Consider the following 4,704-nt stretch of genomic DNA (forward strand, 5'->3'; position numbering starts at 1 on the left):
ATGAAAACCCCCGCGGTTATTTCGGAACACGGTTTGGAGACGGGACGCACCGACCGATGCCGTGCCGTCCCGAAACCGACGGATTGTGAACCGGTCATCACAACCGGCCAGGGCAAGGTCGAACCGCCAGAAAGTCAGTCAGGGCAATGGTTTTGCAAGTCGGGCTTCCGCTCACCCATAGCCCTGACATTGCCCTGCCATGACTTCCTGGGCGGCTCAGACCGACACCTGTCCCGGCCCTGTGATGGCCTGCGTCACATCACTTCGGGAGAAACCATGAAACGCGTCATCGCCTGCCTCTTGCTGTCTGCGGCCTCAGCGCCGCTTGCTCAGGCTCAGGATATGGAGGCTTTCCGCCGCAACATGGTCAATGCGGCCAATGCCCTTGGTCAGGGGCACGTCGCGCAGCCTCCAACCTCTCCTGCGACACAGGATAATGGCGGCGTCGCGCTGACGCAGAAGCTCACCTATCAGAGGATGAGCAATGCAATCGGTCAGGCCTCCATACTCGGATTGTCGCTCGGCATGTCCGCCCCCGAGGCCACCAACGTGCTGCGCCAGTACTGCCAGACAGAACCGAGCATCCGGACCGAGACGTTGCGAACGTCGCATAAGGGCGTGGATATCGAGAGCCAGCCCTATCCGGCATCGCTGGCCTGCCAGCGCGAGAGCGACAGGATCGATGTCACCCTCGCCCCACCGGTCATGGGCGGCGTGGTGACCCGCATCGAGCGCAGTGTCTCCTACCCGCCTCTCAATGCACCGGGATACGATGCCCTCAAGACCGAGCTCACCGCGCACTACACGGCGCATCTGCCGCCGCTATCGGGTGAGAGTGCTGCGACCGCGCTCTACGCTCTCAAAAACGGCAGTGTCGTCGAGAAAGCGAATGGCACCGGGATTGATCCTTCGCCCTCGTCAGACCCGCGCGCTGCCACGACACAGGCCTGGCTGCGCATCGCTGTCAGCGTCGTCCCACAAAACCCGTCCGCCGTGCGCAGCCTGAGTATCACGACCGAGGATATCGGTGCCGAACAGGCCATCACAGCCGAGATCATCCGGCAGCTCAATGCAGCCATTGACGCCAAACTCGCGCATGCCACCGCAAAGCCCGCCCTGTGAGGACAGACTGATGAACCATCCCTCCTCCGTGCCCAACGCTGGCAATACCTATGACGCTCCCGCAGCCCAAGCACCCACTGATTTACAGCTAGGCTTTGCAAATCGCGGCACAATTATCCGCGTTCCCGACACGCAGCCGGGGCTTCTTGTGTCTGACGGGAAACAATACGAGTTCACGCTCTCCGGAATCTGGCAGGGAGCGGCAGCCCCGGCCCTGAACCAGAAAGTCAGCTTTACCCTGACACCGGAAGGACGCATCGCGTCCATCCATGTTCTGGGGCGCGATGTCCTGGCCAATGAAACGCTGAGCGCATTCGGTCAGACCTTGCGTAGCAATGGTGGCTCAGTGGGAGCTGTGATGCTCCCCTACCTGCGTCAACAGAAAGACCGCATGACCCTGCCCGGCATGGTCATGTCAGGGGCTGTTCTGCTCGGGTTCTACGTTCTGCCGGGATGGACGCTCGACGCAGGCAATACCATGCTGGGCATGAGGCTCGATTACACGCTGAACCAGCTGCTCGGCGTGCAGACGGGAGGTGCAGGCATCACGGTGCAGTTCGGCTTCTGGCGCCTGCTCGGCGGTGCCATCACGCTCCTGCCCTGGGTGACACCATGGCTGGGTTTTGCCCGGGCGAGGCTGCTCAATACCCTGCCGCTGCTCCTGCTACTCGCCCTGCCTCTGGTCGTGCATGCGAGGCTGCATCATCTCGCAGCCGAGGCAGCCCAGAGCACGGGTCAGCTGCTTGGCGGTTTCGGCGGTAATGCCGCCATGCAACATGATTTGCAGGCCATGGTGCAGAAGCAGGCGACCGCGCTGATTGATGCCACCTCATGGAACAGCGGCTACTGGCTTGCACTTGTCGCCGCCTGCGGGCTGGCAGGTCTCACGCTGGTGCAAAGGCCCCGTCACTGAGGCAACACACCACTCCAGCGTCAGGCTCAGGCTCAGGCGCTGGATGATTGCCCAGCCCGCTGCGGTCCAGCCTCGCCCTGCAGCGCTCGATGCACAGTAGCGCGCCCGACATTCATGACGGACGCGATGTCACGGATGGACAGACCCTGTGCCGCCAATGCCCTCACGTGCCGGGTCTGCGCCGGTGTCAGCGCACGGGGCCGTCCGATGCGACGCCCTGCCGCCCGCGCTGCCGCAATCCCCGCCCGGGTACGTTCGCGAATGAGCTCGCGTTCGAACTCGGCTATTGCCATCAGGATGGTGAGGAACAGGCGTCCATTGGCCGTGCCTGTTTCGATGCCCAGCGAGAGAATACGCACTCTGACGTTGCGCTCATCCAGCGCGGAGACGAGCTGCAGCATATCGATTGCATCGCGCCCGAGCCTGTCGAGACGCACCACCACTAGACTGTCGTCAGGCTGGAGCCGGTCCAGCAGCGAGGCGAGGACGGGACGCTCCCTGGCAGGCACGGCACCTGACACGGTTTCGACGAAAATCATGTCCAGCTTCTCGGCTTCGAGGGCGGGAAGCTGGGCGTCGACACTCTGCATATCGGTCGACACACGGGCATATCCATAGCGCGCCATGACTGCGTTCTCCTTCTTGAGACGACAGATAGCGGCGTTCTTATGTCACAGTCAACGTGTTTGGACTCCAAACCATATTTGGACTCCCAACATACTTATATGGACTCCTTATTTCATACTAAGCACACTAAACCACGTAAAAACCCCGGCTTTTTTCCAGAAAACCGTCCGGGTACCTTCCGAAAGCGGCGCATATGAGGCAGTATCGGCATTAATATCCCTGCCCTATTTTCTATCCCTATCGCCTGTCTCTCTTCCTCTCCCTCTTCTCTTCCACCCCCTGCCCTTACCTCTACGGAGACCTCCATGACGCTTGTTGCTTCGCAATGCCGTGCCGCCCGTGCCATGCTGGGTCTCTCGCAGCGTGACCTGGCCAAGATGGCCGAGATGGCGCATCGCACCGTGGCCGATTTCGAGACCAATGCCCGCACACCCCATATCCGCACTCTGCGGGCCATGCGTGAAACGCTGGAAGCCTGCGGGGCGGTGTTCATCCCGGCGGATGCGCAGTTCGGCCCCGGTGTGAGACTGAAGGCCGTCGAGGAACCGAAGACCGCCGCTGCTGCCGCTGCCGATGCTGATACCGCTGAGACTGCGTCACAGGAGACCGGGGCAAGCTAAGGAAAGTTCTCCGGGAGACCGGAGGGGACAGCCCGCAAGAGAACGGTTTCTTCTCAGACGGAAGGCAGAAAATTCCTCTCGTTCTGCATGGGGTTTGTCAGAAGCCGCCTGGTCCATCCGGCATCTGTTCCCGTCCTGTTCTATCATGAGGTCATAGGTTGGCTCCCCTGAGCCAGCAGTGCTTCGTGGCTACCCGTTGGGTGCACGAAGCAGCTGGCAAGGGGGCTGTCGCCCCCGTTGACCCCCTTGATGGAAAGCGCATCCCATGTCTGCCTCGCCCCATGTTCCTGTGCCCGTGACGCATCCTGTCCTCAGCCTGTCCCGCCCTGCCCGCTCGTCCCGCCTGTCGGTTCGTGCCTCGCCTGACGAGCTCGCTGCGTGGGCCGGTACAGCGCGTCTTCTGGGTCATGAGACCACTGCCCTCTGGGTGCGCTCCCTGCTGAAGGAAGCCGCCCTGACCGGTCATGACGGGATGGCGGTGGGCGCCTCGTTATGCAAGTTGCGGGGCGAGCTTGGGCGCATTGGCAACAACCTCAATCAGCTGGCTCATTCGGCCCATTGTGGCGACGCCGTCCGGGCGGGGGATGTTCTGGATGTGCTGGAAAAGACAAAGAACCGTGTCGATGTCCTGCTCAAATCCCTGCGGGTGACGAGGGCAAGGAGGACGTCTCGACCACGCCAGTTGGTCGAACCAGAGACAGGGACAGAGGCGGAAGTATCCCAGCCGATAGCGACCTCGCCCACAACACTGCACTAAGCCTCCTCGAACTCCGGAGGGGGACGCATGATTGTGCAGGAAACCCGCATCCGGACCAGCAGCGGTCATCAGGCCGTTTCACGTCATGTGCTTCGGGGCGCGAGGAATGAGGCCATACGCGTTATCTGCGGCAGTGACTGGTGTCTGGCCGATTGGATGAAGGAAGCAAGACGTGAGGGCATACGCTATGGCCTGCGTCATATCGCCTTCAACCCTGCCGAGCCCATGAGTGACGAGGCTCTCGCGTCTTTTGCCGCCAGGCTCTGCGATGAGTTGCAGGCGGACAGGGAGCGCATGACGCTGGTCGTGCATCAGAAGGATGGCAGCACCCATGGCCATCTGCTTCTGCCCGAATGGCAGGACAATCATGTGCTGAGCTCGCGCTTCTCCTGGCAGCGTCTGGAGAAATGCGCCCGTCTCGAGGAAATTCGTCTGGGGCATCCACTGGTACCGGGTCGGCATGACCGGGCCATTGCCAGAGCCCTGCGTCAGGAAGGAAAGACGCCAGAAGCGGAGCGCGTTGAGGTACTCATAGAAAGACCTGTTACCATTAATGAGCAACTATCAGTCCCAGCATCTCCTGACACATCATCTGCTCCTTCCAATTCAGAACACGCGTCACGACCCCTTCCACGTGCAGCCTACACCTCGCAATCACGTCGTAT

General features: G+C 61.4%; 6 protein-coding genes. 5 read left to right on the forward strand and 1 reads right to left on the reverse strand.

The window, feature by feature from the left end:
- The coding region (locus tag WFJ47_RS16315; protein ID WP_336764408.1) for a hypothetical protein at positions 1-1,122 on the forward strand (1,122 nt) is incomplete at its 5' end.
- A gap of 10 nt (positions 1,123-1,132) precedes the next feature.
- Positions 1,133-2,035, forward strand: coding sequence for a hypothetical protein (locus tag WFJ47_RS16320; protein WP_336764410.1), 903 nt, complete (start codon positions 1,133-1,135; stop codon positions 2,033-2,035).
- Positions 2,036-2,067: 32 nt separating this feature from the next.
- Here the strand turns inward: WFJ47_RS16320 and WFJ47_RS16325 are convergent, their stop codons facing one another.
- The gene (locus WFJ47_RS16325) at positions 2,068-2,661 is read right to left on the reverse strand and encodes a recombinase family protein (protein ID WP_336764412.1); all 594 of its coding nucleotides are present in this window, start codon (positions 2,659-2,661) and stop codon (positions 2,068-2,070) included.
- Between the two features lie 306 nt (positions 2,662-2,967).
- On the opposite strand from WFJ47_RS16325, the gene WFJ47_RS16330 reads away from it, so the two are divergent.
- The 3 genes from WFJ47_RS16330 to WFJ47_RS16340 form a co-directional block, all read left to right on the forward strand.
- Positions 2,968-3,282 (forward strand): helix-turn-helix transcriptional regulator, encoded by a 315-nt coding sequence (locus tag WFJ47_RS16330; protein ID WP_336764413.1) that lies wholly within the window; start codon positions 2,968-2,970, stop codon positions 3,280-3,282.
- A 265-nt stretch (positions 3,283-3,547) separates the two neighbouring features.
- Positions 3,548-4,039, forward strand: a complete 492-nt coding sequence (locus WFJ47_RS16335) for a MobC family plasmid mobilization relaxosome protein (RefSeq protein ID WP_336764415.1) — start codon at positions 3,548-3,550, stop codon at positions 4,037-4,039.
- A gap of 27 nt (positions 4,040-4,066) precedes the next feature.
- A partial coding sequence (locus WFJ47_RS16340; RefSeq protein ID WP_336764417.1) for a hypothetical protein occupies positions 4,067-4,704 on the forward strand: 638 nt, incomplete at its 3' end.

Origin of the sequence: Asaia sp. VD9 (assembly GCF_037150015.1) — a bacterium.
In the GTDB taxonomy this organism is placed as follows: Bacteria; Pseudomonadota; Alphaproteobacteria; order Acetobacterales; family Acetobacteraceae; genus Asaia.